Raw genomic sequence first — 24281 nt, 5'->3', positions numbered from 1 at the left:
TAAAGGAGAAGGAGATGTTAAAGAACGTTCGCATTGGGGGCCGGCTCGGCCTTGGTTTCGGTATCATGCTGCTCATCGTGGTCGCGGTCGGCGGCACCGGCTACTGGGGGGTGAGGGAGAGTACCCAGACCACCATCGCCATGCTGCAGGGGGACGCCGCCGTTTCGGAAAACGCGGCACAGGCGCGGGCTCATGTGATTGGCATGCGCCGCTACGAGAAGGACCTCTTCCTCAATCTCGGCGACCGCCAACACGAGACCGAGTATATGAAAAAGTGGCAAGACCAGCGCGAGGAGCTGGGGAGTCACTTGAAGGAGCTGGAGCAAGTCGTGGTCCTGCGCAACGAGAAGGAAGGGGTCAAGACACTGAAGGAGGAACTCGCCAATTACGAGGCCGGCTTCAACAAGATCTACCAGGGGATCGAGGCGGGGCGCATCAAGACCCCGGCCCAGGCCAACGCCGCCATCGAGCCGTACAAGGCGGGGATTCACAAGTTTGAGAGTGCCGTCAACGAGTTGTCTGAAGTCAGCCACCATCGCATGGACAATCAGGAGAAGGTGATGATCGACCTCTCCCGGCACGTGACGCTCCTGGTCCTGGGCAGCATTCTGGTGAGCCTCGTGGTGGGGATCCTGGTGAGCTTTTTGATCACCCGCAGCATCACCGCTCCCATCAACGCGGCGGTCGAGGTGGCGAAGACCGTCGCCCAGGGCGATCTCACCGTGGCGGTCGAGGTGAACTCGAAGGACGAGGTGGGCGAGCTCCTGGCCGCCATGCAGACCATGGTGCAGAACCTCATGACCATGATCGGCAAGATCCGGGGCACCTCCGGTGAGGTGGCCTCCGCGGCGGGGCAGATCTCCGCCAACACCCAGCAGCTCACCAAGTCGGCGCACGGGCAGGCCTCGGCCACCGAGGAGACCTCGGCCACCATGGTGCAGATGGCGGCCTCCATCCAGACCGTGGCCGGTAACGCCGATTCGCTGGCCGCCAACGCGGACGAGGTTTCCTCCTCCATCGAGGAACTGGGCGTTTCCAGCGAGCAGGTGGCGAAGAGCGCAGACGTGATGGCGAGCGCGGTCGCCGAGACCTCGGCCACCATCGAGCAGATGACCATCTCCATCGAGAACGTCGCGACAAACGCCGACGAGCTGATGACCTCGGTCGCCGAGACCTCCGCGACCATCGAGCAGATCACCGTCTCCATCGACCAGGTGGCGAGCAACTCCCAGGAGCTGCAGAAGGTGGTGGCGGATTCCTCCTCCACCATCGAGGAGATGGCTGCCTCGATCCGGCAGGTGGCGAGGAACGTCGAGGAGGCGGACCAGGTGGCCAAGGGGGCGGCCAAGGAGGGGAACGCCGGCCTCGAGGCGGGGCAGCAGGCGGTCGCCGCCATGGGACGCGTGGCCGAGGTGATCGAGAAGACCTCGGACTCGATCCTCACCCTGGGGCGGCGCTCCGAGGAGATCGGCAACATCGTCAAGGTGATCGGCGAGATCGCCGACCAGACCAACCTCCTGGCCCTGAACGCCGCCATCGAGGCGGCGCGCGCCGGTGACGCCGGGCGCGGCTTCGCCGTGGTGGCGGACGAGGTGAGAAAGCTCGCCGAGCGCAGCATGGGGGCCACCAAGGAGATCGCCCTGGTGATCCGCCAGGTGCAGGCCGACACCGGCGAGTCGGTGAAGTTCGGCGAGATCGCCTCGCAGGAGGCGAAGAATTCCATGGAGCTGATCACCCTGGCGGGGAACTCGCTGGAGAACATCGTCTCCAGCATCGATCGCACCAGCACCCTCATGTCCGACATCGCCCGCATGACCGCCGAGCAGTCCAACGCCTCCAGCCAAGTGCTCAGGGCGGTGGAGCAGATGAGCGGGGCCTCCGACGTGGTGGCCAACGCCGCCCGCGAGCAGGCGACCGGCGGCAGGCAGATCAGGATCGCCGTGGAGCGGATGAACCAGCTGACCCAGGAGGTGACCGGCTCCGCCAAGGAGCAGGCACTGGGGAGCCGCCAGATCCGCATCGCGGTGGAGAACATGAACCAGGTGACCAGCCAGGTGACCCTGGCCACCCGGGAGCAGTCCCTCTCCGCGCGCCAGATCGTGGCCGCGGTGAACAGCATGACCGCCATGACCCAGTCGGTGGCCAACGCCACCGCCGAACAGAAGAAGGGGGGCGAGATGGTGGTGGTCGCCATGGACAACATCAGCGACATCACGAGGGAAAACCTCTCCGCCGTCGAGCAGCTCTCGCGCGCGGCGCAGAACCTGACCCAGCAGGCCGACGAGATGACGGCGCTGGTAGGGACCTTCAAGGTGGCCTGACATGGAAACGGTAGGGAACCTGGCATGCCGGGTCGAAACACCGGACCCGTACCTGGAGCGGATCCGGGAACGGGTCTTCCAGAGGAGCAGGCTCTACTTCGGCCCGCGCAAGCTCTCCCTGTTCAGGCAGCGGCTGGAAACCCGGCTGGCGCAGCTGGGGCTCGCCGACTACCAGTCCTACCTGGACCACCTGGAACGGACCCCGGCCGAGTACGCATCCCTGCTCGACCTGATGACCATCAACGAGACCTTCTTCTTCAGAAACCCGGACCAGTTCGGCCACCTGCGTCAGGTGGTGCTCCCTGAGCTGGAGCTGGTCCGGGGGCGCGAACTGATGCGCTCGTGGGGGGAAAGTGGCAAGGACTCCGGCGAGAAGGTCATGAAGCTGCGCGTTCTGTGCGCCGGCTGTTCCACGGGGGAGGAGCCCTACACCGTCGCCATGACACTATTGGAGGGGCTGCGCTACCCCAAGGCCTGGGACATCGAGATCGTGGCCGGCGACATCAGCAAGAGCTGTCTCGATGCGGCGCGGGTGGGGTACTACGAAACGGACCGGCTCCAGAACATCCCGCCCCACCTGATCCAGAAATACTTCGCGGCCACCGCCGGCGGCGCCTTCGTGGGGGAGGAACTGAGGTCGCTGGTGCGGTTCATCCCGCTCAACCTGAACCAGCTCATGGGGGGGGAGCTTCCCCCGGAGTTCGTCACCGGCTGGGGCGGCTTCGACGTCGTCTTCTGCCGCAACGTCATGATCTACTTCGCACCGAGCTGCCAGCAGCTCCTCGTGGAAACCCTCTCGCGGCTGTTGGCCCCGGGGGGACACCTTTTCACCGGCGACGCCGAGCCGCTGCACCTTTTCAGCCACGACCTCGCCGCTGTCCCCGATGCCAGCTGTCTCGTCTACCGCAAACTGGAGAACACGGAACATGCTTCATTCTTATGACCCCGTTGGCGCCGAACTGATCCGCTTGCAGGAACGTTCACTACCCGAGCTGCTCCTCTTCGTCGGCGATGCCGAGCGCGGGCGCAAGAGCGAGGCCCTCGACACCATCATCGGCCGCGGCCTGGACGCGATCTACCCCGTTCTGGAGGCGGCGGTGCGCGACAACGACAACGCCGACCTGAGAAACGGCGCCATGGAGGTGCTGGTCAAGATCGGGGGGGAAGCGGTGCCGCGCCTGAACCTGCTTCTTGCCGACGATGACGAGGAGATCCGCAACTTCAGCGCGGTGATGCTGGGCGACATCGGCAGCCGCGACGCGGTGGAGCACCTGATCCGCGCGCTGGCCGACACGGACAGCAACGTGAGCCACTCCGCGGCCGAGGCGCTGGGCAAGATCGGCGACCGCAGCGCGCTGGTACCGCTTCTGGAACTGTTGAAAGGGGATTTCTGGCTGCAGTACCCGGCCATCTGCGCCATCGGCGAGCTGCGGGACTACCGCGCCGTGCCGCACCTTCTGCCGCTGCTCGATAACGAGCTTCTGCGCGGCGCCGTGGTCGAGGCGCTGGGCAAGGCCGGGGATCACCGCGCCCTGTACGCGCTGGCCGGGATTCTCCCTTTCGTGGAAGATGAGCTCGCGCGCAGCGTGGCGCGCTCCATGGCTTCCATCAACAACAGCCTGAACGACCAGGAGAGCTACAAGAACAGGATCGCCATGGGGAGCCAGCAGGAACAGCTGCGCCAGCTCCTCTCCGCGCGCGGCGTGGAAAGGCTCAAGTCGATGCTGTGGGAAAGCGGCGACCCCGAGTCGTGCCAGGCGGCGGCGGTACTGCTGGGGGCGATGGGGGAGCTTTCCGCCCTGGACGGTTTCTTCGGGCTTTTGAACGACGAGCGCAACTACCAGGTGGTCGAGAACGCCGTGCTCTGCCTGGGGAGGGGCGCCGAAGACAAGCTGCTGGCCGCCCTGAGCCACGACAGCGCGGCGGTGCGCCTGGTCGCCCTGCGTGCGCTGCGCTGGCTGGGGATCCCCTGCGCGGCGGGCGAGCTGGCGCGCCTTTTGGCGCAGGACGAGGAGGCGGTGCAGCTCGAGGTGCTGGAGACGCTGCAATCGTTCCCGGAGGAGTCGCTTTTGCCGCAACTGCAGCACCTTCTGGCCGAGGGGAGCGACGCCTTGGCGCAGCAGGCGGCCGAGGTGCTGGCCCGCCACCGTCTCGGGCCCGTGCTGGAGCTTTTCGACCAGTTGGCGCACTCTCCGGCGGCCACGTCGCGGCGCCGGGCCGCCATGCTGCTTGGATGCCTGAAGCAGGGAGGGGGGATCGAGAACCTGCGCCTGCTCTGCCAGGACGACGAGCCCGAGGTGCGGGCGGAACTGGTGCGTTCCATCGGCAGGCAGCAGGTCGTCCCGGCGGTGCCGCTCTTGTGCCGGGCGCTGTGCGACCCCGAGGAGCCGGTGCGCGAGGCGGCGGTTCTCGCCGCGGCGGAACTGGGGGAGACCATGCTCCTGGACGAGCTGCTGGCCCTTCTGGGAAGCGGCCGGGAGGACCTCGACTACTGCGTGATCCGGGCCCTTGGGGACATGGGGGCGCGTGACGCGGGGAGCTTCCTGGTCGGGTACCTTTCCAACGGGGTGTCTCGCCAGCTCGAGTACGCCATCGTGGAAACCCTCGGCAAGCTCGCCTACAAGGAGGCATCGGACCTGATCCTCAGGCGCTACCTGAAACACGCCGATCCCGATTTCAGACGGCTTGCCGTCTACACCCTGGGGGAGTTGGCGGACCAGGAGTCGCTCAAGGGGGTCGAGGACGCGGTGGCCGACCCGCACTGGAGCGTGCGCATCGCGGCGCTGCGCGTGCTGGGCAAGATCGGCGGGGGACGCGAGCTGCCGCTGCTCTTGAAGGGGGTCAACGATGCCGATGCCATGGTGCGCAAGCACGCCATCACCGTGCTCGGGGAGCTGCGTAACCCCGTTACCGTGCCGGAACTGGTGGCGCTGCTCGACGACCCGGAGGTGGGGAGGCAGTCCTTCGAGGCGCTGGTGGCCTTCGGGCGCGCCGGGCTTCCCTGGCTGCACCGTCTCATGAAGAAGAACTACAAGGCCGAGCTGCGCGAGCGGGTGATCGACGTGATCGGGAAGATCGCCGACCGCAGGAGCGTGGACCCCTTGTTGGAGCTCTTGGACGACGAGAGCGAGATCGTCCGGCTCGCCGTCATCGACGCGCTGTGCCACTGCTACGATTCGCTGCCGCTCAAGCGCCTGATCCAGGTCAGAAAGGACGACGCCAGCCTCGAGGTCCGGACCCGGGCGGAGCTGGCCCTGAAGAGTTTCGGGCAGCAGGAATACCTTTGATGACCCTTGCGAAGATCGCGATGCAGGCTGACGAATTCAGGCTGATCAGGGAGTACGTGGCGGAGTCGATGGGACTCGTGCTGGAGGAGGGGACGCAGAAGGGACTGGCCGCCCGGCTTTCTCCGCGGCTGCACGAGTTGCGGCTGAGAAGCTTTGCCGAGTATTACAGCTACCTCAAGTTCTCGCCGATGAGAAGCGCGGAGGTGCAGCGCCTGGTCCCCCTCATCACCAACAACGAAACCTACTTCTTCAGGGAGGCCGCGCAGCTCTCGGTCCTGGTGCAGGAGGTGCTGCCGGCGCTCAAGGAAAAGAAACTCGCCGAAGGGGAGCGCACGCTGCGCATCCTCTCGGCCGGCTGCTCGAGCGGCGAGGAGGCCTACACCCTCGCCATGCTCCTGTTGGAGTCGGGGGGCTTCTCCTGGGACTGGGACGTGCGCATAACCGGCATCGACATCGATACCCGCGTCCTGGACGCGGCCCGGCAGGGAAGCTACGGCGAGCGCGCCTTCTGGGCCACCGAGCCGCACCTGGTCGAGCGGTACCTGAAGCGCCAGGGCGACAGGTACGTGGTGCGGGACATCCTCAGGAAATGGACCAGCTTCACCCAGGCGAACCTGCTCGACCTGGCCGACAGCATCGGGGGGGAGCGGTACGACGTCATCCTGTGCCGCAACGTGCTGATCTACTTCGGCGACCAGACCGTCCAACGGGTGGTCGACAACTTCAGCGCGTTGCAGGGACCGGGATCCTACCTGTTCCTGGGGCACTCGGAGTCCCTGTCCCGGACCCAGGCGTCCTACCTGCCGCTTCGTTTCCCGGGCGCCATCATCTATCAGAAGAGGGTTTGAAGCTTGTTGACCGGATCGCAGAAAAAAATAAGGGTCCTGGTGGTGGACGACTCCGCCTTCGTGCGACGCGCGATCCTGCGGATGTTCGAGAACAGCCAGGAGATCGAGGTGGTCGGCGTCGCCGCCAACGGCGAGAGCGCTGTGGAGCTCGCCAGAGGGCTGCGCCCGGACGTGATCACCCTCGACGTGCAGATGCCGGTCCTGGACGGGCTTTCCGCGCTGGAGCTGATCATGAAGGAATGCCCCGCGCCGGTGATCATGTTCAGCTGCCTGACCGGCAAGGGGGGGGAGAAAACCATGAAGGCCCTCGAGATCGGGGCCGTTGACTTCATCGACAAGAGCTCTGCGGGAGGGGCCATGGACATCGGCGCCCTGGCCAAGGAGCTGACCGGCAAGATCAAGGTGGCGGCCGGGGTCGACCTGGAAAAGCTGCGCGGCGCGGCGCGCAAGGCCGGACCGGCGCTCCCTTCCGGGAAGGCGGTGCACAGCGCCTGCACCGAGGTGGTGGTCGTTGGGACCTCGACCGGAGGGCCTCCGGCGCTGCAACAGGTCCTGAGCCGGCTCGAGCCGCCTCCCTGCCCGGTCCTCATCGTGCAGCACATGCCGGCCGGTTTTACCACATCGCTGGCCGCGCGGCTGGACCGAAACAGCGCGCTGACGGTCAGGGAGGCGAGCGACGGCGAGACCGTGCTGGCGGGGAACGTCTACCTCGCGCCGGCGGGGTGGCACATGCGGCTGCGGCGCAAGGACGGCGCCCTCCAGGTCTGGCTCGACCCGGTGCCGGGCGGGCACCTGCACTGCCCGTCGGTCGACGCGCTCTTCGAGTCCGCCGCCGAGGTCTGCGGCGGCCGGGCCCTGGGGGTCGTGCTGACCGGCATGGGGAAGGACGGGGCCGCCGGCGCCGAGGCCATCAAGAAGGCGGGGGGGCGCGTCGTGGTGGAGACCGAGCAGACCGCCATCGTCTACGGCATGCCCAAGGCGGTCGCCCAAGCCGTCAGCGTGGATGCCCAGGTCCCCCTGTTCCAGGTCGCCGATACCATAACCGCCATGGTCTAGTAAGGGTCTCAAGCTCTTCCCGCATCTGCCGATAAGAGGGTGAACCTCAAACCGCGCGGAGCCCCATCGCATGCCTCACACCACCAAGATCCTTGCCGTCGACGACGAACCGGTATTCCGTTTCCTTTTGGAGCGCCAACTGCGCGAGATCGGCTACGACGTACTCACCGCGGCCGACGGGCTGCAGGCGCTGGAGATCCTCGAGCGGCAGACGGTCGACCTGGTGCTCTCCGACCTGGTCATGCCCCGGATGGACGGCCTGCAACTGATCGGTTCGGTGCAGAAGCTCTATCCCGCAACCCCCATCATCGTGATCACGGCGCACGGCAGCGTGGAGAGTGCCGTGGAGGCGATGCGCCGGGGCGCCTACGATTACCTGGAGAAACCCTACGAACCGGAGGATCTGCGCATCACCATCCGGCGCGCCCTGGACTACCAGCGCGTGGTCCAGGAGAACGAGCAGATCAAGGGGCTTCTGACCGAACGCTTCACCTTCCAGAGCATCGTGACGGTGAACCCGGCCATGAAGCAGGTGCTGGAGCTGGCCGCGCGGGTAGCCGCCGCACGGCAGACCACGGTGGCGATCTACGGCGAGAGCGGTTCCGGCAAGGAGGTGCTGGCGCGGGCGATCCACTTCGCCGGCAACGGCCTCCCCGCCGAGTTCGTGGCCGTCAACTGCGCCGCCATCCCCGAGCACCTGATGGAGAGCGAGCTCTTCGGGCACGTCCGCGGCGCCTTCACCGGTGCCGACCGCGACCGGGAAGGGAAGTTCAGCCTGGCCAGGAAGGGGACCATCCTCTTGGACGAGATCGGGGACATGCCGCTTCCCCTGCAGGCGAAGCTGCTGCGCGTGCTCCAGGAGCGGGTCTTCGAGAAGATCGGCAGCAACACCCCCATTCCCGTCGCCTGCCGCGTCATCGTGGCCACCAACCGCAGCCTCGCGGACCTGGTGGAGGCAGGGCGCTTCCGCGAGGACCTCTACCACCGCATCAACGTCTTCCCCCTGACCATCCCGCCGCTTTCGCAGAGAAAGGACGACATCCCCATCCTGTGCGGCCACATCCTGGAGCAACTGCGCCAGCACCTGGGCAAGCCGCTGCCCGGGATCTCCCTGCAGGCCATGGACGTGATGCTCGAGTACCGCTGGCCGGGCAACGTCCGCGAGCTGCGCAACTGCCTGGAGCGGGCCGCCATCCTCACCGACAACGAGTTGATCCGCCCCGTCCACCTGGGGCTTGCCGGCGCCGCGCCGGAGGCGGTGCAGGAATCCGGCAATGAAGATGGCGCCGCCGACGCCAGTCGCGTCAGCTACCACCTCACCCTTCCCGTCGATGAGCTTTCCCTCGACGCCTTGAACGAGCAGATCCTCGGCATCACGCTCGAGCGCTGCGGCGGCAACAAGTCCAAGGCGTCCCAACTGCTCAAGGTGAACCGCAAGGCCTTCTACCGTTCCTGATCCCTTCTCGATGAATCCTCTTTCCGGCGTTGTGCGGCAGAAGGGACTGGCTCCGTCAGGTGCCTGTCCCTCTAGCGGAACGCTCCTCTCTGCCCCAAGGGGACAGGCACCTGGCGGAGCCAGTCCCCCCTCAGCTTGTCCCGCTCGCGCACACACTGTCCCGCAGGGGGACAACCGGGATTGTCCCGGTTGGGTTCAATGTGCCGTAATTCAGCAGGTTACGGTTTTGGCACCGGCTATGCTCCTACAAGATCAAGGCGGTCCTCATTGTCCCACACGGGACACGGCGACGGCACCGGCCGCCACAACCTCCCCCCGGGAGGATGCCGCCACTACTTCAGGCACGGGAGACATGACATGAAAACGATCAGAGATCTTAAAGTAGGCGTGAAGCTGGCAGTAGGTTTTGCCTGTGTGGCCGTTATAGCAGCGGTAATCGGGTACATCGGTATCAGGGTCACCAACAACCTCAACAGGGAAGGCAAAAGAACCTATGAGACCGTAACCGTCCCCCTGAGCGAGCTGGCGAGCATGGCCGTCTCCTTCCAGCGTGTGAGGATCAATGTGAGAGACGCACTGGAGACGACCGATACGGCCAAGCGCAAGGAGTACGTGGATACCGCGGTAGCGCTACGGCAGAAAATAACTGAGCTGTCGGCTCAGTACGAGAAGACCATAGCTAGTGAGGAGGGGCGCAGACTTTACAACGAGTTCACAGTGGCGCGCGCCGACTACCTCAAGTACGTGGACCGTATGTTTGAGCTCGATCGTGCGGGAAAGGGCAGCGAGGCTAAGGAGATCCTACACGGCGTGGGCAAGGATGCCGCCCTTCGCCAGCAGAAATTGCTCGACCAGTTGATTCAGCTGAAGGAAACCCAGGGCCAGCAGACTGCGCACAAAAACGAACAGTCAGCCACCCAGGCGGCGGAGATGATAGCAACACTGCTTGCACTGGGGCTCATCCTTGCGCTGGTGCTCGGTGTGGTCATCACGAGGCTGATCACCCGTCCCCTGGACAAGGCCGTGCAGGTGGCCAACCGCCTCGCCGAGGGTGACCTCACCGTCGATGTAGTGGTCGATTCCAAGGACGAGACCGGCCAACTCCAGGCGGCGATGGGGCACATGGTGCAGAGCCTGAGGGGGCTCGTTTCCCAGACCGTGCAGATCTCCAGCAGCATCGCCTCGGCTTCGACCCAGTTGCAGGGCACCTCCGCCCAGATCGCCACCGGCGCCGAGGAAGTCGCTTCCCAGACCGGTACCGTGGCCACCGGCAGCGAGGAGATGGCCGCGACAAGCGCCGACATCGCCCGCAATTGCGTCCTGGCCGCCGAGGCCTCCCGTCAGTCCACCGAGTCCGCCAACCAGGGGGCCAAGGTGGTGCAGGAAACCATCGTCGGCATGGATGAGATCGCCGGCCGGGTGCGCCGGACCTCGAAGACCGTGGAGGCACTGGGGCAGCGCTCCGAAGAGATCGGCGACATAGTCGGCACCATCGAGGATATCGCGGACCAGACCAACCTCCTGGCCTTGAACGCGGCCATCGAGGCGGCCCGGGCCGGCGAGCAGGGACGCGGCTTCGCGGTGGTGGCGGACGAGGTGCGGGCCCTGGCCGAGCGGACCAGCAAGGCGACCAAGGAAATCGGCGCGATGATCAAGGCGATCCAGGGTGAGACCCGCGACGCGGTGCGCGCCATGGACGAGGGGGTGCAGGAGGCCGAAAAGGGTGCGGCTTCGTCGCAACGCTCCGGGCAGGCGCTGGAAGAAATCCTCAGGTGCATCAGCGAGGTTTCCCTGCAGGTGAGCCAGATCGCCACCGCCGCCGAGCAGCAGACCGCTACCACCACGGAGGTCACGTCCAACATCCAGCAGATCACGGACGTGGTGCAGCACACCGCGCGCGGCGCCGAGGAGACCGCCATGGCGGCGGCACAGTTGGCCCGGCAGGCTGACGAGCTGCAGACACTGGTGGCACGGTTCAGGGTCGCCTAGCGCCGGGGAGGCGGAACAAACCACCGGCGCGACATTCGACTCAAGAGGCGCGCCCTTTTCCCGAAGAAAGAACTACGTCCCTGCAGGTGCCGATGCCTGCCGGGACGCGGAGATACAAGACAGAGGTGCGTCATGCACGCGGAACGCAGCCTGAAAATAACCATAATAAGCACGCTGGCACTGGTGGTCCTGCAGGGAGGGCTCACCTGCCTCATCTTCGAAAAAATGCAGCTCGGAGCCGGCGCTTTCCACCCGAGGCAGTTGGCCCTGCTGCTCATTGCCGCCGCCTGCACCGTTTCAGGCTGGTTCCTCGCCTGGCACTTCATGGTCCGGCGCGACGCCCCCCTGGACGAGGCCGGGCCGCACGCCTCCCTGCTGCTGCAGTCGGTCGAGGAGGGGGTGGTTTCGGTGGACGGAGCCGGATGCGTCACCTTCGCCAACCAGGCGGCGCACGAACTCCTGGGGTACCAGGAGGGTGAGCTGGTGGGGCGGGACCTGCGCGAGGTCATGCACCACGGCAAGGATCCCGACTGCGGCCACTGCGGGAAGGTGAGCTGCCTGCTGCATCCCGCCTTCACCGGGGGCAGGAGGCAGCGCTCCCGCAACGAGTTGCTGTGGCGCAAGAACGGCAGCTCCTTCAGCGCCGACTTCAGCTGCAGCGCGCTCGCCCGCGGCAGCCGCCCCGGCGCCGTGCTCACCTTCCGGGACGTGAGCGGCAGGCGCGAGGTGGAGGAGCGCCTGCGCCTGCAGGGCGCGGCATTGGATGCGGCGGTGAACGGCATCGTCATCGCCGACAGGCAGGAGAAGATCATCTGGGTGAACCAGGCGCTGTGCCGGATCCTGGGCGCAGGCCCCGGGGAATTGCAGGGGAAGAACCCGCTGCTGCTGTTCGGGGGGGACCCGGAGCTCCTGGAGAGTCTTTCGGAAAGCCTGGAGGCGCGGCGCCCCTGGCAGGGAGAGCTCCTGGGGACCCGGGACGACGGGACGACGCTGGACCAGGAGGTGACGGTAACCCCTGTCCTGGACGAGGCGGGCGAGCTGTCCCACTACGTCTGGATCATGCTGGACATCTCGCAGCGCAAGCAGGGCGAGGCGGCGCTCCTGGAGAGTACCCGGCTGCAGGAGGAGGCCAACCGGCAACTGGTGAGGACCGTGCAGCGCGCCAACGAGCTGGCGGTCAAATCCGCCCGCGCCTCCGCCGCCAAGAGCGATTTCCTGGCCAACATGAGCCACGAGATCCGCACCCCGATGAACGCGATCGTGGGGGCCGGGCATCTGCTCAGGGATACGGAACTCTCCCCCCGGCAGAGCGAATACCTGCAGACGCTGATGGTTTCCGCCGATCTGCTGTTGGGGATCATCAACGACGTGCTGGATTTCTCCAAGATCGAGGCGGGCAAGCTCATGATCGAGCGTGTCGCCTTCTCGCTGCAGGACGTGGTCGCCGAGCTGGTGGCAGTTTACTCGCTGAGGGCGCGCCAGCAGGGGGTCGAGCTGCGCGTCGAGCTCGATCCCCAGATCCCGGAGCTGCTCACCGGCGACCCGATGCGCCTGGCCCAGATCCTCAACAACCTCTTGAGCAACGCGCTCAAGTTCACCCGCCACGGCAGCGTCCAGCTCGCGGTCAAGCTGGCGCGCAAGGAGCCCGGCACGGCGGAGCTCATCTTCGCGGTGCGCGATTCGGGGATCGGCATCCTGGCTGAGGACCAGGCACTGCTGTTCCAGGCCTTCACCCAGCTGGACGGCTCGATCACCCGCAGCCACGGCGGGACCGGCCTGGGGCTCGCCATCTGCAAGCGCCTCACCACCATGATGAAGGGGGAGATCTGGTGCGAGAGCATCCCGGGGCTCGGCAGCACCTTCTCGTTCTGGCTTCCCTTCGGCATCGCCGCCGCGGAGAGCAGGGTGGAGCGGAAGAAGGAGGCGGGGTTCACGCGGTTTCGGCAACAGCAGGTCCTCCTGGTCGAGGACAACCCCTTCAACCAGAAGGTCGCGCTCGCCTTGCTGGAGCGGGGGGGGCTGCAGGTGACGGTCGCCTCCAACGGCGACGAGGCGGTGGATCTGGTGCGGCACCGCGATTTCGACCTGGTGCTGATGGACATCCGGATGCCTGGCAAGGACGGCCTCACCGCGACGCGGGAGATCCGGGCGCTGGGCAAACCGGGGACCGATTCCCTCCCCATCCTGGCGGTATCCGCCAACGCCATGGAGCACGACGTGGCCGCGAGCCTCGCGGCAGGCATGAACGGGCATGTGGCCAAGCCTTTTACCCCCGAGTCGCTGTACGGCGCCATCGCGGTCTGGCTGGACGGCCAGGAGAGCGCGCGTGCGGGCGGCCCGGTCGCTGCCGCCGGCGGGCAGGAACAGGTAGAGGAGCGGCAGCCGGTGCCGAAGATCGACTTCGAGACCGGCGTGCGGCAGACCGGCGGCGATCGCAAGCTCTACCGCGACCTCTTGAAACAGTTCGAGCGCGAGTACCAGGGGCAGGGGGGCGAGATCGAGCGCGAGATACGGGACGGCAACAGAGAGGAGGCCTCGCGGCTGGCCCACTCGGTGAAGGGAATCGCCGGAGTGCTGGCGGCGCAGCCGCTGCGGGGGGCCGCGCAGCGGCTGGAAACGGCCCTGAAAGGGGAGGGTGATCTGACCCGGGTGCTCGCCGATTTCCGCCAGGAGCTTGAAGCGACCATCGCCTGCCTGCAGGCCGAGGGGTGGCAGAACCTGACCAGCAGCAGTCCTCGCCAGCAGGCGGAGGCAAGCGGCGAGGGGACGTCCCGGGCCAACGGCTGAAGACAAAAGCGCCTGTTCCAATCAAGGAACAGGCGCTTTCTTTTTGATGCGTACTGCTTCGCGGCGTGGCCGCCGCGTTACTTGGCCTTGATCATCTCGATCTCGAGGTTGATGTCGACGTCCTCGCCCACCGCGACGCCGCCGGTTTCCAGCGCCGCGTTGTAGACCAGGCCGAAGTCCTTGCGGTTGATCTTGGTGCTGGCGGTAACGCCGCTTCTGAAGTTACCCCACGGGTCCTTGCTCTCCTTGGCCGGGCCTTCCACGTTCAGCACCACTTCCTTGGTCACGCCGTGCAGGGTGAGGTCGCCGGTCACCTTGAGTTTCCCCTTGCCGGCCTTGGCGACCTTCTTGGAGGTGAAGGTCATGGTCGGGTACTTGGCGACGTCGAAGAAGTCGGGGCTTTTCAAGTGCTCGTCACGCTTGGCCACGTTGGTATTGACCGAGGCGGTGTCGATGGTGACGTTGACCTTGGACTTGGTGATGTCCTTGTCGTTGATCTCGACGGTCCCCTTGTGCTTCTCGAAGTTCCCTTTCACGTTGGAAACCATGAGGTGACGGACCTTGAAGCCGACGCTGGAATGGTCGGGGTCGATGTTCCAGGTGGAGGCGGAGGCGAGGGCGGGGAGTGCCAGTGCTGCTACTGCGGCTATGGTTGCGATCGTTCTTTTCATGGTGATTCTCCTTTGCTGATCCGTGTGCCGGATTCGTTTTAGTTGTTATCTTTTTAGTTGGTGTCTTTTGATGTTAAACTATTTGGTCAAAAAAAAGCTCTGCCGATATCTCTTCGTTCGCTATCCCTCCCGTAAACCGAGTTTCTTGCAGATCCTGCCCAGTGTTGCCTGTTCTTCATCGGTCAGCACCCCCATCTCCGCGACGATGGCGGCCTCGACTTCGGCATAGGTCGTCTCGATCAGCGCGCGCCCTTTGTCCGTGAGCAGCACGGTGCAGTAGCGGCGATCTTCCAGGGAGCGTTCGCGCTGGACCAGTCCCTGTTTTTCCAGGTTGTCGATGACGAGGGTGATGTTGCCGGTGCTTTTCAGTATCTTGGACGCCACGTCGCGCTGGCACATGGGCCCCTTGTGCAGCAGGGCCTCCAGCACGCCGAACTGGCTGATGGTGAGGCCGGCATCCGACATCTTGCGTCCCACCCGGCCGGTTACCGACTCGGCACCCCGCATCAGCTTGGTGTAGGTGTTCAATGCGAGTTTTGTCGTGGCGTCTTCTTTCATGATCTTTCTCTCCGTTGAGAAGCAACATCGTTTTGATGATTTAAAGCTACAACTGGAATGATTAAATGTCAAACTATTTTTTTTCGCGCCACGCTATAAAACTCCAAGTTCCTGAAACCATATAATAAAAGCATATGCCTCACGCAAAGCCGCCAAGGCGCCAAGGCATGGTAAAGCTTGTCAAGACCCTCTTTTAATGGAAAAATACGCCTGGTGCTTCTAACCGTGGCAGGCCGATGATGGTTTGGCGGTGAGCTTTGCGCCTTTGCGGCTTTGCGTGAGCATCCAGCCTTTGGGTTTTGCGGGAGGTGCGGACATGAAACGGCTGTTTTGGGTGCTGCTGATGCTGGTGCTGCCGTTGTGCCTGACGGCGCAGGAGCCGCAGGTGGGGCTCATCTCCCTGCGCGGGCCGATCAACCCGATCACTGCCGCCTTTCTCAAGGAGAACCTGGCGGCGGCCGGGAAACGGGGCGACCGGCTCCTGCTGGTGGAACTGGATACGCCGGGCGGGTTGGACACGGCCATGCGCGAGGCGGTCCAGGCCATCTTCAGCGCACCGGTCCCGGTGGCGGTCTACGTCGCCCCTTCCGGTGCGCGGGCGGCCTCGGCCGGGGCGGTCATCGGCCTGGCGGCGGACATTCTCGCCATGGCCCCCGGCACCAACATCGGTGCGGCTCATCCGGTGGGTCTGGGGGGCAAGCCCGACCCGGTCATGGAAGCGAAGCTGGTGAACGACGCCGAGGCCTACGTCGAGGGGATCGCCGCCAAACGGGGACGCAACGTGGAACTGGCCCGCAGGATGGTGCGCCAGAGCATCTCCCTTTCCGCCGAGGCAGCGCTCGCGCAGCGGGTGATCGACCTGGTGGCGCCGACCCGGGAGGACCTTCTCGCAAGCCTGGAAGGGCGCAAGCTGCAGCGGGGGGGGAAAGAGGTCGTGCTGCACCTGGCCGGGGCACGGGTGGTGACTCACGAAATGGGGACCCGCGACCGGATCCTCGACGCGATCAGCAACCCGGACGTGGCCTACATGCTGATGCTCCTGGGGATCGCGGGGCTCTTCTTCGAGCTTTCCAACCCGGGGGTGATCCTGCCCGGGGTGATCGGCGGCATCTCGCTGCTCCTGTCGTTGTTCGCCCTGCAGACCCTGCCGGTGAACTACGCGGGGATCGCCTTGATCCTTTTGGGCATCATCCTGTTCATCGCCGAGATCAAGGTGGTTTCCTACGGGATGCTCGCGGTCGGGGGCGTGGTCGCCATGGTGCTGGGATCGCTGATCCTGTTCCCGTCGCCGGAGCCGTACCTGCGCCTCTCCTGGGAGGTGCTGGCAGGGGCGGTCGGGGTGACGGCGCTCTTCTTCACGGTGGTGGTCGTCAAGGTGATCCAGGCGCACCGGGAGAAACCGATCACCGGGGTGGAGGGGATGCTCGGTGAGGTCGGGGTGGCGGATACCGACCTGGCGCCGGAGGGGAGGGTGCTGCTGCGCGGCGAATACTGGAACGCGCGCAGCGAAGAGCCGGTGCGCCAGGGGGAAAAGGTGCGCGTGGTCGCGGTGACCGGGCTGCATCTCACGGTGCGCAGCAGTGCAGACGAAGACGACGTGCGGAGCGGATCATGACCCAGGGTAGGAAACGGAAGGAATCGGGGGACCTGCGGCTGGGGGATGCCCTTTTGGGGCTTCCCTGCCTGCAACGCCAGCGCGCCAACCTGACGGCGAACATGCGGGAGGAAAGGGATGATGTCGTGCCGGAGTGCCCGGTCTGTGGCCAGGAGGTGCCGGAGCTGGTGTACCGGGCGCAGGGGGCGGACGACCCGGTGGTCGTGGAGCGGGTGCAGGAGAGGTTTCCCGGGTGGCAGCCCGAGGAGGGCCTGTGCCGGCCCTGCCTCGAGCGTTTCAGTCGCCCCGGGTAAGCACTAGTAGTGCTTCGGGATGGGGAGGCACCCCTCTTCGTTGAGTGCGTTGAGGTACGCGCTGCGCAGGCCGATGAAGGCCTGGGTGAGCCGGTCGATGAGGGTGTTGTGGTTGCACCCGATCAGTTCCAAAAGCCCGTTCTGCTTGTTGGATATCAGCCTCTCGATGTGCGCCGCCCTGCGGTTGATGTCCACGTGGGTATGCCCCTGGGCGTGGCTGATCAGACTCAGCATGGCATCGGTCACGAAGACATCGATGGAGTAGACCGCCGCCACCTGCGGGTGTTCCTTCAGCTGGAATACCACGCGGATTTCCGGGTGCGGGAACTCGATGCCTGGCAGGTGTTCCGGCCCCATGTAATAGGACGCCGCCACCGGCAGTACTTCTATGTAGCAGTTGAGCAGGGTGGACTCGATATCGATGGGGGTCTGCACCGGAAGTTTCAGCGCGGCCCGGGAGAACTGTTCGCCATGTTCGAGATAGAGAGAAAGCCGCATATCATCACCTGTAGTAGAACCTGTGGTAGAGGGGACACTTCGGTTGTCACGTTAAAAATAATACCGGCCCCCGGCAAAAAGCAAGTGGGGGGGACGCAATAATCTTTGCAGCGTGCCCACGTTTCCGTCTTCCGTGCCGGTGGGTGATCGCGGTTGACATAACCCTTCGGTCTATGCCATTAATTTCCCATCGTCCTCTATCCCGCTAACCCCTGCTAAGGTGTCTTGCCCTTGCACGTTTTCCGTTCAGCACAGTACATCCAGAGATCCCGCGTCGCCGGTCCCGGCGGAAAGCGGCTGTGTCTGTCCCGAATCACCCTGTTCCTGGTCCTGTTCCTGGTGCTGTCGGCCACGGTGGAGGGAGCGACCACCCTGGGGCGCGGCGGAATCGGCAAACCGGTGGTCGTGGTCGGGGGAGACTTCAACTATCCTCCTTACGAGTTCGTCGACCACGACGGCAAGCCCGCCGGCTTCAACGTCGAACTGACCGGCGCCATAGCCGAGGTGATGGGCTTCAAGGTGGAGATTTCGCTCGGGCCCTGGGACGGGATGCGCCGCGCGCTGGAGCAGGGGGACGTCGACATTCTGCAGGGGATGGCGTTCTCCCAGGAGCGCACCAGCGAGGTCGACTTCTCCACGCCGCACGCGCTTTTGTTCCAGTCCATCTGGATCCGGCGGGACGACCGGCGCATCAGGTCCATCGAGGACGTGCGCGGGAAAGAGGTCATCGTGATGAAGAACAGCATCATGCATGACTTCATGAAAGGGTTCGACCCCAAGGCGCGGCTCATTCTCACCGACACGCTGGCCGAGGCACTCAGGCTTTTGAACCAGGGGAGGGGGGACTGCGCCCTCGTCTCCCGGCTGACCGGGATGTACCTGGAAAAGGAGATGGGGCTCAAGCGGATCGTGCCGGTGGCGGAACCGATCATGACCCAGGCCTACGGCTATGCGGTCAAGAAGGGGAACGCCGAGGTGCTGGCGCGCTTCAACGAGGGGCTCGCCATCCTGAAGCGATCCGGGCAGTTCCAGGAGATCCACAACAAGTGGCTCGGCGTGATGGAATCGCAGCCGGTTTCCTGGGGGCGGGTGGTGCGCTACGTGACCCTGGTGTCCCTGCCGTTATTGCTGATTCTGGGCGGGACCGTGGTCTGGTCGAGGACCCTGCAGAGGCGGGTGGCGCAGCGCACCGAGGAGCTCGCCCGCGAGGTGGCCGAGAAACAGGCGGCGCTGGAGAAGCTGCGCATGCACCAGGACCAGCTGGTCCAGGCCGACAAGCTCGCCTCGCTGGGGACCCTGGTGGCGGGCGTCGCGCACGAGATCAACAATCCCAACGGGCTGATCCTTTTGAACCTCCCGCGTTTCGAGGAGGTCCTGCGCGGCTCCCAGCCGATCCTGGACGAGTACCGTGAACAGCACGGCGACTTCAAACTGGGGCGGCACAGCTACGACCGGCTGCGCGAGGAGCTGCCGCACATGCTGTCCGAGACGCAGGACGCGGCCAAACGGATCAAGCGCATCGTCGCCGAGCTGAAGGATTTCGCCCGCCGCGACAGCGCCGACCTCACCGAACTTTTGGACCTGAATCTCTGTGCCCAGGCCGCGCTGCGCCTGGTCGAGAACACGGTGGTGAAGAACTCGCACCAGGTGATCGCCAACTTCGCCGATACCCTGCCCCGGGTGAAGGGGAACAGCCAGCGCATCGAGCAGGTGATCGTGAACCTCCTGTTGAACGCGGCCCAGTCGCTGGAGGGAACCGGCAAGAACATCCAGATCTCCACGCGGCACGACCGTTTCCGGGACCTGGTGCTCCTCACCGTGCGCGACGAGGGGAGGGGGGTGGAGCCCGAGCACCTGGCGCGGTTGACCGATCCCTTCTTCACCACCAAGCGCGAAGAGGGTGGCTGCGGCCTTGGGCTTTCCATTTCGGCGGGGATCGTGAAGCAGCACGGCGGCACGCTGAATTTCGATTCGCAGCCGGGATTCGGTACCACGGTCACCATGGAGTTGCCGGCGCTGCAGCCGAAGGGAAACCCGGAACACAGAGGACTCTGAGGTCCACAGAGGACACGGAGGACTACCCAGGGACGATGTGCTAAGGATGGCATTTGAGCATCCTGCCGATAGAGCGTTCCCGCCCCCGGAGGGGGAGGGACAGGGAGGGGGATTTCCTCTGTGCCCGCGTTCCCCCCTCCCAGCCTCCCCCCTCCGGGGGGAGGAGCATGAAGATTAAGGGGGGCAGGCACCTGCGGAGCCAGTCCCCGGAAACGATGAAGAGGAGTAGCAGATGAGCGAAGCACTATATCCGGCCTTCGGTGTGCTGCTGGTGGACGATGAGGCCCCCTGGCTGCGCAGCCTGCGCATGACGCTGGAAGGACCCGGCGCCATCAGCAACATCACCGCGCTCACCGACAGCCGCCTGGTGATGGGGGCGCTGGACCAGGGCAACATCGGCCTGGTGCTGCTCGACCTGACCATGCCCTACTTTTCCGGGCAGGAGCTCCTGGCGCGCATCGCGGAGGAACATCCCGAGGTCACCGTGGTGGTCCTGTCCGGCCTGAACCAGATCGAGACGGCGGTCTCCTGCATGCGACTGGGCGCCTTCGACTACCTGGTGAAGACCGACGAGGAGGATCACATCCTCGAATCGGTGCGGCGCGCCATCCGGATGCAGGAGCTGCAGCGGGAAAACAAGGAGATGCGGCGCCGCTTCCTGAACGACCGCCTGGAGTGCCCGGAGGCCTTCGCCTCCCTCGTCACCAACAACAAGGCGATGCGCTCCATCTTCCAGTACATCGAGGCGGTGGCCAAGAGCACCCAACCCATCCTGGTGACCGGGGAAAGCGGCGTCGGCAAGGAACTGATCGCCCGCGCCATCCACACGTTAAGCCGCGGCGACGGACCGCTGGTCCCGGTGAACGTGGCGGGTCTCGAGGACAACGTCTTCACCGACACCCTGTTCGGGCACAAGAAGGGAGCCTTCACCGGCGCCGACGAGAGCCGCAGCGGTATGGTGGAGCAGGCCGCCGAGGGGACGCTCTTTCTCGACGAGATCGGCGACCTCTCGCTTGCCTGCCAGGTGAAGCTTTTGCGCCTGTTGCAGGAAGGGGAGTACTATCCGTTGGGAAGCGACCAGCCCAAGCAGCTCAGGGCGCGCATCGTGGTGGCGACGCACCATGATCTCTCAAAGAAGAAGGATGCGGGCGGCTTCAGGAAGGACCTCTACTTCCGCCTCAGGGCGCACCACGTGCACATCCCGCCACTGCGCGAGAGAAAGGACGACATCCCGCTGCTGTTGGACCACTTCCTCAAGGAGAGCGCGGCGGTGTTCGGCAAGAAGGTTCCCAGCTACCCCAAGGAACTCCTGACCCTTCTCACCAACTACAGCTTCCCGGGGAACCTGCGCGAGCTGAGGTCGATGGTCTACGACGCCATGAGCGTGCACTCCTCGCGCATGCTCTCCATGAACGGCTTCAGGCAGGCGATGGAGGTGCAGGGGGAGGTCCCCGCGGAACAGGCCATGGCGGCGGGGGAACAGAACGTCTTTTACTCCTGCCAGGAGATCCCCACCCTGAGCGCGGCGGTCGAGCAGCTGGTGGCCGAGGCGATGCGGCGCTCCGACAACAACCAGAGCATGGCATCGCGCATGCTGGGGATTTCGCAGCCGGCGCTCAGCAAGAGGCTCAAGCTGCAACGGGACGGGAAAGGGGAATAGAGGAGAGGCAAGTGAAGCCTCCCCCCCGGAGGGGGGAGGTTGGAGGGGGGCGCTGGCAGTGGCTGGATTTCCCCCTCCCTGACCCTCCCCCTCCGGGCCTTCGCCCACCGTAGGGCTATGGCCCGCAGGCGGGGGAGGGGACTAGGTGTGCCTATATTGGAGGCATCCCTTTGCAGCCCCGGCCCCGTCACCTCAACCAGCCAACCGCTGTTTTTGCCGCTTTTTTCATCAAACCAACGCCTGTCATAAACCGGCTTTCCTGACGGTCCATCTTCGTGCTCACCTGAAGAGGTATAACTTTCGTTAAGCCTATAATGATTGTTATACCCGCCGTAAAATCCCCTTTCTTCGTCACTTCCTTATTTCTGTCAAACAGCTTTCCATGAGTGGTTATACCCCATTGTTTTTAATGTTGGCTCCGGAAATGCCGTATTCGGATATCAATCCGTGTTGTTAGCTGTTTACGTCGTATTTGGCACCGGCTTTGCTGTATGTAAAGCCAGACTGTACGCTTACTCGCCTTTCCGCAGACAAAACGTCGGTTGGCGTGAACGGCTGGGCGGGAGATCTGCCCATATCCTGTGCAGCAGCTTCGAGTGACTCGATTGGCAACAAATAGAAAAGGAGCAGCAGATGATCAAGTTTGAAGGGGTCCACAAGTGGTTTAAAAAGCTTCACGTGCTTAACGGGATCGATCTCCACGTCAAACAGGGGGAAGTGGTCGTGGTCTGCGGTCCTTCGGGGTCGGGCAAGTCCACCCTGATCCGCACCATCAACCAGCTGGAGCCGATCGAGGAGGGGAGCCTGATCGTCGACGGCATGGACCTCAGGAGCAAGAAGACCGACATCAACAGGCTGCGCGCCGAGGTGGGGTTCGTGTTCCAGCAGTTCAACCTGTACCCGCACCTGTCGGTGATCGACAACATCACCCTGGCTCCGACCAAGATCCGCAGGACCCCCAAGAAGGAAGCGCAGGAGCAGGCCATGGAACTTTTGGAGCGCGTCGGCCTCGCGGTCAAGCGTGACGCCTACCCGACCCAGCTCTCCGGCGGCCAGCAGCAGCGCGTCGCCATCGCCCGCGCCCTGGCCATGAAGCCGCGCATCATGCTCTTCGACGAGCCGACCTCGGCGCTCGACCCGGAGATGATCGGCGAGGTGCTAGCGGTCATGCAGGACCTGGCCAGCACCGGCATGACCATGGTCTGCGTCACTCACGAGATGGGCTTCGCCCGCGAGGTGTCCGACCGCGTGGTGTTCATGGACCACGGCGTGATCCTCGAGGAGGCCCAGCCGGAGGAATTCTTCCGCAACCCGCAGCACGACCGCGCCAAGCAGTTCCTGAAGCAGCTGCTGTCGCCGATGCACTAGAGAACTCGTTCACCCGGCGAACGCCGCCGGATCCCCTGCGGCGGGTGGCGGGTGCCTGTTAATACCGAACATCAAAGGAGAGTACTGTGAAAAGATTGGCTGCTGTTGTTATGGGTTTGGCCCTGTTTGGTTCTTTCGGTAAGGCGATGGCCGCGGCTCCCGCCGACACCCTTGCCGAAGTCAAGAAGAAAGGCGTCCTCGTTGCCGGTGTCAAGGACTCCCTCCCTCCGTTTGGTTACGTCGATGAGAAGAGCCGCGAGATCGTGGGCTACGACGTCGACTTCGTAAAAGCAATCGCCAAGAAGCTGGGCGTGAAGGTCGAGCTGAAGCCGGTTACCTCCGCTTCCCGCATGCCGCAGCTCACCGAAGGCAACATCGACATCATCGCCGCCACCATGACCAAGAACCCGGAGCGCGCCAAGCAGATCGGCTTCAGCCACACCTACTTCGCGACCGGCCAGAAGTTCATCACCGTGAAGGGCAAAGTGAAGAGCCTGAAGGATCTCGCCGGCAAGAAGATCGGTACCGCCAAGGGTTCCACCTCCGAGCAGAATGTGAAGGCCGCCCTGCCGACCGCCACCGTGCTTTCCTTCGACGACTACCCGCAGGCGTTCCTCGCCCTGCAGCAGGGTAAGGTGCAGGCGGTGACCACCGACGAGGCGATCCTGGCCGGCATCCTCGCCAAGGCTCCCAACAAGGCGAAGTTCGAGATCCCGAACGTCCAGATCTCCAACGAGCCCTACGGCCTGGGCATGAGGAAGGACGACGCCAAGTTCATCGCCTTCGTGAACAAGACCATCCTCGACATGGAGAAGAGCGGCGAAGCCAAGAAGATCTTCGAGAAGTGGTTCGGCAAGGGTACCGACTTCCAGCTCAAGCGCACCTTCAAGATCGTAGCTGACAAGTAACAAAGCAGATTAAGATTGAGGTTGAGATTAAGGGAAACCATACTTAGTCTCAACCTCGACCTTGACTGCCGTTTCAACAGCAAATCAGGTTGATGCTGAGCTTTGGTTGAGAAAAGTGCGTTGCTGGTAGTTTTGTCTCAATCTTAATCTTAGTTTCAATCTGCCTCTAAGGGGTTTCACGTGCTAAAGTACACATTTGACTGGTCCATCGTCACCTCCGGCAAGTATTTCGAATGGCTGGTTTCCGGGCTCAAGGTAACCCTGGAGCTCTCCGCCGTCGGCATCGTCTGCGCTTTCATCCTGGGGCTTCTGATCGCCGTCCTGAAGATGAGCCACTACCGCCCCGTGCGCTGGATCGCCACCGCCTACCTGGAGTTTTTCCGGAACACGCCGCTGCTGGTCCAGATCTTCTTCTGGTACTTCGGTTCGTACAAGGTGCTCCCGGCGGCGGTCAACGAGTGGCTTAACAGCACGAACTTCGAGTTTGTCGCGGCCGCCATCGCCCTCACCATCTATACCTCGGCCTTCATCGCCGAGGACATCAGGTCGGGCATCCTCTCCATTCCCAAGGAGCAGATGGAGGCGGCCAGAAGCGCCGGCTTCTCCTATCTCCGTTCCATGCAGTACATCATCCTGCCGCAGGCGGTGCGCATCACGATCCCGCCGCTGGTGAACCAGTTCCTGAACCTGGCCAAGAACTCCTCGCTGGCCATGAGCATCGGTGTCATGGAACTCACCTACCAGGCGCGCCAGGTCGAGAGCTATACCTTCAAGGGGTTCGAGGCGTTCACCGCCGCCACCGTGGTCTACCTCGGGCTGTCCGTGGTGATCACGGCGCTCATGGACCTGTACAACAAGAAGGTGCTCAACCCGCAGCGCGCCTAGGCGCCGGGTTAAGTAACGAGATCGGC

18 protein-coding genes are annotated in these 24281 nt (G+C 64.4%); 15 read left to right on the top strand and 3 right to left on the bottom strand.

The window, feature by feature from the left end; all coding sequences use genetic code 11:
* Nucleotides 1-14 precede the first annotated feature (14 nt).
* The 8 genes from KP004_RS14115 to KP004_RS14080 all read left to right on the top strand — a co-directional run bounded on the left by KP004_RS14115 (nucleotide 15) and on the right by KP004_RS14080 (nucleotide 13744).
* Complete coding sequence (locus KP004_RS14115; protein WP_216799155.1) at nucleotides 15-2321, top strand: methyl-accepting chemotaxis protein; 2307 nt, start codon at nucleotides 15-17, stop codon at nucleotides 2319-2321.
* Nucleotide 2322: 1 nt separating this feature from the next.
* A complete protein-coding gene (locus KP004_RS14110) occupies nucleotides 2323-3264 on the top strand; it encodes a CheR family methyltransferase (protein ID WP_216799154.1) in 942 nt (313 codons plus the stop codon).
* Nucleotides 3248-5608 carry a HEAT repeat domain-containing protein gene (locus KP004_RS14105; protein WP_216799153.1) on the top strand — a complete coding sequence of 787 codons (2361 nt, stop codon included), beginning with the start codon at nucleotides 3248-3250 and terminating at the stop codon, nucleotides 5606-5608. The genes KP004_RS14110 and KP004_RS14105 overlap by 17 nt, the downstream gene beginning before the upstream one ends.
* A complete protein-coding gene (locus tag KP004_RS14100; protein ID WP_216799152.1) occupies nucleotides 5608-6456 on the top strand; it encodes a CheR family methyltransferase in 849 nt (282 codons plus the stop codon). Before KP004_RS14105 ends, KP004_RS14100 begins: the two co-directional genes overlap by 1 nt.
* A 3-nt stretch (nucleotides 6457-6459) precedes the next feature.
* Nucleotides 6460-7512, top strand: a complete 1053-nt coding sequence (locus KP004_RS14095) for a protein-glutamate methylesterase/protein-glutamine glutaminase (protein WP_216799151.1) — start codon at nucleotides 6460-6462, stop codon at nucleotides 7510-7512.
* A 70-nt stretch (nucleotides 7513-7582) separates the two neighbouring features.
* Nucleotides 7583-8968, top strand: a complete 1386-nt coding sequence (locus tag KP004_RS14090; protein ID WP_216799150.1) for a sigma-54-dependent transcriptional regulator — start codon at nucleotides 7583-7585, stop codon at nucleotides 8966-8968.
* Between the two features lie 357 nt (nucleotides 8969-9325).
* A complete protein-coding gene (locus KP004_RS14085; RefSeq protein ID WP_216799149.1) occupies nucleotides 9326-10957 on the top strand; it encodes a methyl-accepting chemotaxis protein in 1632 nt (543 codons plus the stop codon).
* Nucleotides 10958-11089: 132 nt separating this feature from the next.
* Nucleotides 11090-13744, top strand: coding sequence for a PAS domain-containing hybrid sensor histidine kinase/response regulator (locus KP004_RS14080; protein WP_216799148.1), 2655 nt, complete (start codon nucleotides 11090-11092; stop codon nucleotides 13742-13744).
* Nucleotides 13745-13821: 77 nt separating this feature from the next.
* On the opposite strand, the gene KP004_RS14075 is transcribed toward KP004_RS14080, so the two are convergent.
* Nucleotides 13822-14415, bottom strand: coding sequence for a YceI family protein (locus KP004_RS14075; RefSeq protein ID WP_216799147.1), 594 nt, complete (start codon nucleotides 14413-14415; stop codon nucleotides 13822-13824).
* Between the two features lie 120 nt (nucleotides 14416-14535).
* On the bottom strand, nucleotides 14536-14973 hold the full coding sequence (locus KP004_RS14070; protein ID WP_216799146.1) for a MarR family winged helix-turn-helix transcriptional regulator: 438 nt from the start codon (nucleotides 14971-14973) through the stop codon (nucleotides 14536-14538).
* Nucleotides 14974-15289: 316 nt separating this feature from the next.
* On the opposite strand from KP004_RS14070, the gene KP004_RS14065 reads away from it, so the two are divergent.
* On the top strand, nucleotides 15290-16588 hold the full coding sequence (locus tag KP004_RS14065; protein ID WP_216799145.1) for an NfeD family protein: 1299 nt from the start codon (nucleotides 15290-15292) through the stop codon (nucleotides 16586-16588).
* Nucleotides 16585-16881, top strand: a complete 297-nt coding sequence (locus tag KP004_RS14060) for a hypothetical protein (RefSeq protein WP_216799144.1) — start codon at nucleotides 16585-16587, stop codon at nucleotides 16879-16881. The genes KP004_RS14065 and KP004_RS14060 overlap by 4 nt, the downstream gene beginning before the upstream one ends.
* A gap of 3 nt (nucleotides 16882-16884) precedes the next feature.
* Here KP004_RS14060 and KP004_RS14055 read toward each other — a convergent pair whose 3' ends face one another.
* Nucleotides 16885-17379, bottom strand: coding sequence for a hypothetical protein (locus KP004_RS14055; protein ID WP_216799143.1), 495 nt, complete (start codon nucleotides 17377-17379; stop codon nucleotides 16885-16887).
* Between the two features lie 225 nt (nucleotides 17380-17604).
* On the opposite strand from KP004_RS14055, the gene KP004_RS14050 reads away from it, so the two are divergent.
* The 5 genes from KP004_RS14050 to KP004_RS14030 all read left to right on the top strand — a co-directional run bounded on the left by KP004_RS14050 (nucleotide 17605) and on the right by KP004_RS14030 (nucleotide 24255).
* Nucleotides 17605-19434: a transporter substrate-binding domain-containing protein gene (locus KP004_RS14050; protein WP_239026815.1), complete on the top strand. Its 1830-nt coding sequence runs from the start codon at nucleotides 17605-17607 to the stop codon at nucleotides 19432-19434.
* Between the two features lie 232 nt (nucleotides 19435-19666).
* Nucleotides 19667-21094: a sigma-54-dependent transcriptional regulator gene (locus tag KP004_RS14045; protein ID WP_216799142.1), complete on the top strand. Its 1428-nt coding sequence runs from the start codon at nucleotides 19667-19669 to the stop codon at nucleotides 21092-21094.
* A 633-nt stretch (nucleotides 21095-21727) separates the two neighbouring features.
* A complete protein-coding gene (locus tag KP004_RS14040; RefSeq protein WP_216799141.1) occupies nucleotides 21728-22462 on the top strand; it encodes an amino acid ABC transporter ATP-binding protein in 735 nt (244 codons plus the stop codon).
* Between the two features lie 86 nt (nucleotides 22463-22548).
* The gene (locus KP004_RS14035; protein ID WP_216799140.1) at nucleotides 22549-23370 is read left to right on the top strand and encodes an ABC transporter substrate-binding protein; all 822 of its coding nucleotides are present in this window, start codon (nucleotides 22549-22551) and stop codon (nucleotides 23368-23370) included.
* A gap of 180 nt (nucleotides 23371-23550) precedes the next feature.
* On the top strand, nucleotides 23551-24255 hold the full coding sequence (locus tag KP004_RS14030) for an amino acid ABC transporter permease (RefSeq protein ID WP_216799139.1): 705 nt from the start codon (nucleotides 23551-23553) through the stop codon (nucleotides 24253-24255).
* The last annotated feature ends 26 nt before the right edge of the window (nucleotides 24256-24281 follow it).

Source organism: Geomonas oryzisoli (assembly GCF_018986915.1).
Taxonomy (GTDB): domain Bacteria; phylum Desulfobacterota; class Desulfuromonadia; order Geobacterales; family Geobacteraceae; genus Geomonas; species Geomonas oryzisoli.
Note: the sequence above shows the minus strand (reverse complement) of the source record. Positions and strands in the feature narration are given on the sequence as shown.